Genomic DNA, 4,943 nt, shown 5'->3' with positions numbered 1-4,943 from the left:
AACGCAGACAGGCAGCGGCCACATCCAATACCGCACACACTGCGGAAAACCCGCTGCCCACACTGCGGAAAAACACTGCACACAACGCGGACACCAACTTGACAAAACACAACACCTCGTCGTCCGACCGCTCCTCCACGTCCCCGTACGAGACGCCGAGCCGGTCGGCCGCGTCGAACACGTCGATTACGCTGTGCTTCGACATGCCGTAGCCCATGGCTATCGCGTTGCGCGGCAACCCCTGACCGCGAAGCCCGGACACGAGCTTCGCCTTGATTCTGCGTACCATCGTCGGCACCCCTTTCGAACCCATACGCCCGGCTCATGGTGAAAGGAGCCTAACCCAACCGGCGTCGAACCACAATAACCACGGTACCCAACGCCAATAACAACCAAAACCAGCGTCGGTGCCGAACCACAATAACCAATGTGCTCAGCAAGTCAAATAATCACCGCCCTGGCATGGTGTCCGTGTTCAAGAGCGCGAAACGCTACAGCTCGTACAGGGGCGAGATCGGCCGGGCGCCAAAGAACCTAGCCAACCGGGTCTTCCACGCCGCGAGCCCGAACGAGCTGTGGGTCACCGACATCGCCGAGTTCTCGATCCCTGCGGGCAAGGTGTACCTGTCGCCGGACATCGACTGCTATGACGGCATGCCCGTCTCGTGGACGATCGGCACCAGTCCCAACGCGGCCCTGGCCAACGGGATGCTCGAAGCCGCGTGCGCCACGCTCAGACCCGGCCAGACCCCCGTCATCCACTCCGACCGGGGATGCCACTACCGGTGGCCCGAATGGATCCGCATCTGCGTGGACCATGGATTGACGAGGTCGATGAGCGCGAAGTGGTGCAGTCCGGACAACGCGGCCGCCGAGGGGTTCTCGACCGGCCCGGGCAGGAGTTCTTCCACAAGCGCAGCTTCCAGGGCGTCACGATCGACGAGTTCACCGGCATGCTCGACGAGTACATGGTCTGGTACCGCGACAGGCGCATCAAGACGGAGCGCGAGATGAGCATCATGGACAGGCGCATCGAGCTCGGGCTCGTCGCCTGAACACATGTGGTAGCGTGCTGAGCGACCATTCAGACAACGAAGTCCAACAAAACGTCAACACCCCCAAATGCGGAGAGCTCGAACTTAAAAACTGGAATCCAATAACTGGTAGAAACAATCAACAACCCACATCTGCACAAACACCCGCGGAGCCCTATATTTTCAATCCACGATGAGTGCGATGGCGAATTTGTCATATATTACGCTAAACCATTTACCGGACTGCCTATCAATGGTGTACTTGAAAACTCCACGGCGTACGTAATCAAGAAGCACACAGGAAACAAGCACGATCAGCGCGATGCTAAGCGCATATGGGACGAACCAAATTGAACCATATGCATATCTCATATCAAACCATTCCATCCATAGAATCTGAGCCATAGGAGGATAGACAGCAATCAAATAGACAGCAAACATCGACTTTGCCACGTTGTTTATGAAACGGTTATAAAAATCATGGTCTTTGAACAAAGCAAAAAAGCCAAACCCGATCATCATAACCGGAAGCATCCACTCATTCTGTCCCATCATGGCTTGCTGCCTGAATCCTCGGTTTAGGCGTTGAGTGAATAGTGTCAGGCACACTACCGAAAAAACCGAGATCAAAAAGCCTGAACCAATAAAAATCCACGCAAGACGGCGGGAAATCAGATCAGCATTATACCAACGCCAATATGAAACCAAAACATACAGGTAGATAAAAATCATCACGCTTTGAGCAGCCATATCAAATGAAATAAAATTAACTAAACCTCCAAGAATCGTCCACATCAGCAGACATAGCATACAGCAGACACGGTGTAAGCCACGACCTAATGCTTTCAAACCGACCGTTAAGAACGGAAACAGAACTAGGAATATAGCATAACTTGTCGCATACCACCACAAATCTGTTGACAAAGGCAGCACGCCGCTTATCACGAGTTTTATAGACAATAAGTCACGTCGCGTAATTAGCATAAATATGGTCAATATTAGGCTATAAAACAGAATCTCACGTTCAAGCATCCAAACACGACGTAGGCAGGATTTCATATCGGTAGACCCCTCACATAGAAACCACGCTGAGATCAGGAAGAAAAGAACCACTCCGACTTTCCCTAATGGGAACAACACACCTTCCGCTATGACTTTATTCACAGACAACGGCATCTGCCATACACTAAAACCGTTAGCGCCAACGAAATGCCGTAAAATAATCAGATATGCTGCAATAATACGCAATAACTCGATACTCGAATTACGGGAAGATCGATCCCTCTTAACTCGCGAAATATTTCCCATATTCCCTTCTTCCCAATTAATACTATCGCACTACACCACGACGGACGTTTGCGAGGGCGCTGAGCACAATTTTCTCTTTCAGCAAGACCAACGCAATCAGATAACAGAAAGAGAACAATACGCCAGTAACTATGATTTGGAGAAAACTATTTTCAGGCCACCACAACGAATGAATGCCCGCGACACCAACGAACGAGATTGTTGCAGCAATTGGCGCAGGATACAATCTAACTTTTTTAATCATGCTATGAATAAAATCACGCGCAAACCAGCAACGTATAATGAGTGCGGTTAACTCACTCAGAGAGCAACTCAGTGCTGCGCCCACTGCACCAAACGCTGGAATAAGAAATATACAGTACACCAATGAGCATATCAAGCCTATGAAATTAACGGTCGCATATTGCCGTTCTCGATCAGACGAGATCAGGTACTGAGAAAGAACGGTATTTAACGATACGAGTAGCAAGGCCGGGAGAATATATAAGAGCGGAACAACAGCATCACGATATTGCTCACCTGCAATAATGTCAACAATGGCATCAGGGCATAATGCAGCACATGCAATACCTGCACATGCAAACACAAGCACAAACTCTATATTCTTCAGCATCAAACTTTCGTAATCTTTTTTTGAATTTTTTGCATAGTATGACAAACGGGGGAGCATCACATTAACTACAGAGTTAATAGCGGAAACCAAAATATTTTTGATTTTAGCAACAAGTTGATAGATGCCAACCACCGCATTATTGGATAGAAAACCAAGCATTACCATATCTGCTTGTGAATACATACCAGAGGAAATACTAGAGACTAGAAAAGATCGCATAGGTTTAAAATGCCTACGGATATTCAGCTGAGAAAGTGGAACAAAGGTGACCAACGATCTCAATCTGATCATATTCAGAATGTTTGATCCATAACCTGTAAAAACAACAATACAACCATAAATTCTATAATCTGAGATGTTATGGACGAATGCAAACATTAATACAAGGCCAATTATTTTAATCGCAATACTTCGAATTGTGATATACGTATACTGTTCGATCGCTTGATAAAACCATTCGACACCAAAAGAAGCCAACCATAATGCAAGACCAAACATCAGATACAGAGGACGATCAGCCGCAAATCTAGGAACAAACAACAGAGCACATGCATAGAATATGAACACTATACTCGTGGACACCGCAAGAATAATGATCAACTCTTCAACTGTTCGAGAAAGCTTGTCCGCGTCATCTCGAACCTGTGCACATGCACGCACGCCATACATTTGTATTCCCAGCAATGCTGCTAATGAAAAATAGGTAATCACACTCTGAGCGAACGAAACAGCGCCTACGCCAGCAGGATCCAATACACGAGAAACATACGGCACTGTAATTAGTGGGAAAATAAACGATGACGAAGAAAGGATCATATTCATCAACGCGTTAAACTTCAATGAATGAACACGCATTTTTCACCACTCTTACTATAGTACGTCATTAGTACAGTAATTGGTCAACCATACTCTCTTTGATAATTTTAGCATCAATTAATGAGCATCGCAGAATGTCTCAACAAATATGCCTCCACCGTGATCACATAACTGTGATATTTACTTTCAGAAAACGAGGTGACATAGATGACTAAGAGTTTACTCCGACACAGCAAAGCTCTATGCTCATTTATTACTTACTAGTCTTTTTCCCTAATACATATAGGACTATTCGTTGTTTGTGGTGGGTTGCAGGGGTTAGGAAAGACTGCTTTGAGGTTGAGTTTGCCGCAGGTCAGGTAGATCATGGTGGCGAAGTACTGCTTGTTCCTGAATCCGCGTGCCCGTCGTTTGACGTTCTGGATGACGCTGTTGACGTCCTCGAGGACCGCGTTGGTGTACGGGTACGGGTGGGTGAAGTAGGTCAGGATCTCGTTCCAGTGCCTGCGGATCATGCGGGCGAGGTCCTTCACTGGTTCCAGTAGTGAGTGCATCATCCACGAGCACAGGAGGTGCAGGCGCACCCACGCCTCGGCCGGCGTGCGGCTGGTCGCGTAGATGTCCTGCAGGGTCTCGCGCATCTGGCAGGCCCGGCCGGTCTTAAGCCGCTGTTTCGTGAGACCGCGTTTGCTCTCCAGCTGCAGTTCGCCCAGCCCGGACTCGTTGCGCAGCCACAGGTACTTCGCCCTCATTCAACAGCCCGTTGGAACTAGTCTCGGCCTCCCTGACCTTGTCGACGGCCTCGTTGGCGTGTCTGACTACATGGAACTTGTCGACGATCCGCTCCGCGTTGGGCGGGTGTTCGCGGATGCCCTTCCGGAACCCCAGACTCATGTCGCAGGCGGCGAGTCGCACGTATCCGGGCACGCCGCTGTGCGCCGCGAAGTCGCCGACGAACCGTTTCACCGTGGATGAGTCCTTGCCGGCCGCCACGTCGGTCATGTCGTGCTCGACGAGGTCGGCGATCACCGTGATGTAGTTGTGCCCATTACCATGTTTGGTAGGCCCTGATGGTCGGGGCCGGGTCGCCGGTTCCGGTATGACTCTCTCGCCCTGTCGTTGATGATCCGGGGGGTGTTGTCGCCGGGAACGGGGACGTTCGCAGACCGCTG

The 4,943-nt window shown here is 49.6% G+C and carries 3 protein-coding genes and 3 pseudogenes; 2 read left to right on the top strand and 4 right to left on the bottom strand.

The genetic code is table 11. From position 1 onward, the window contains the following. Positions 1 to 289 (bottom strand): annotated as a pseudogene (locus tag AC1AZA_RS11355) (hypothetical protein); the annotation flags it as partial. 173 nt (positions 290 to 462) lie between these two features. On the opposite strand from AC1AZA_RS11355, the pseudogene AC1AZA_RS11350 reads away from it, so the two are divergent. Both AC1AZA_RS11350 and AC1AZA_RS11345 read left to right on the top strand, forming a co-directional pair. Continuing rightward, positions 463 to 786 (top strand): annotated as a pseudogene (locus AC1AZA_RS11350) (transposase); the annotation flags it as partial. An 8-nt stretch (positions 787 to 794) separates the two neighbouring features. After that, entirely contained in the window at positions 795 to 1,055 is a 261-nt protein-coding gene (locus tag AC1AZA_RS11345; RefSeq protein ID WP_476514760.1) for a hypothetical protein, read from the top strand. Positions 1,056 to 1,217: 162 nt separating this feature from the next. Here AC1AZA_RS11345 and AC1AZA_RS11340 read toward each other — a convergent pair whose 3' ends face one another. From AC1AZA_RS11340 to AC1AZA_RS11330, 3 genes and pseudogenes are all read right to left on the bottom strand, one after another. Further along, a complete protein-coding gene (locus AC1AZA_RS11340) occupies positions 1,218 to 2,342 on the bottom strand; it encodes an acyltransferase family protein (RefSeq protein WP_476514759.1) in 1,125 nt (374 codons plus the stop codon). A gap of 22 nt (positions 2,343 to 2,364) precedes the next feature. Beyond that, a complete protein-coding gene (locus AC1AZA_RS11335; RefSeq protein WP_476514758.1) occupies positions 2,365 to 3,810 on the bottom strand; it encodes a flippase in 1,446 nt (481 codons plus the stop codon). Between the two features lie 221 nt (positions 3,811 to 4,031). Then, positions 4,032 to 4,818: pseudogene (locus AC1AZA_RS11330) on the bottom strand (transposase); the annotation flags it as partial. Positions 4,819 to 4,943: the final 125 nt, after the last annotated feature.

The organism is Bifidobacterium sp. LH_389 (assembly GCF_056357235.1).
This window is presented reverse-complemented; position numbering and strand designations above follow the sequence as displayed.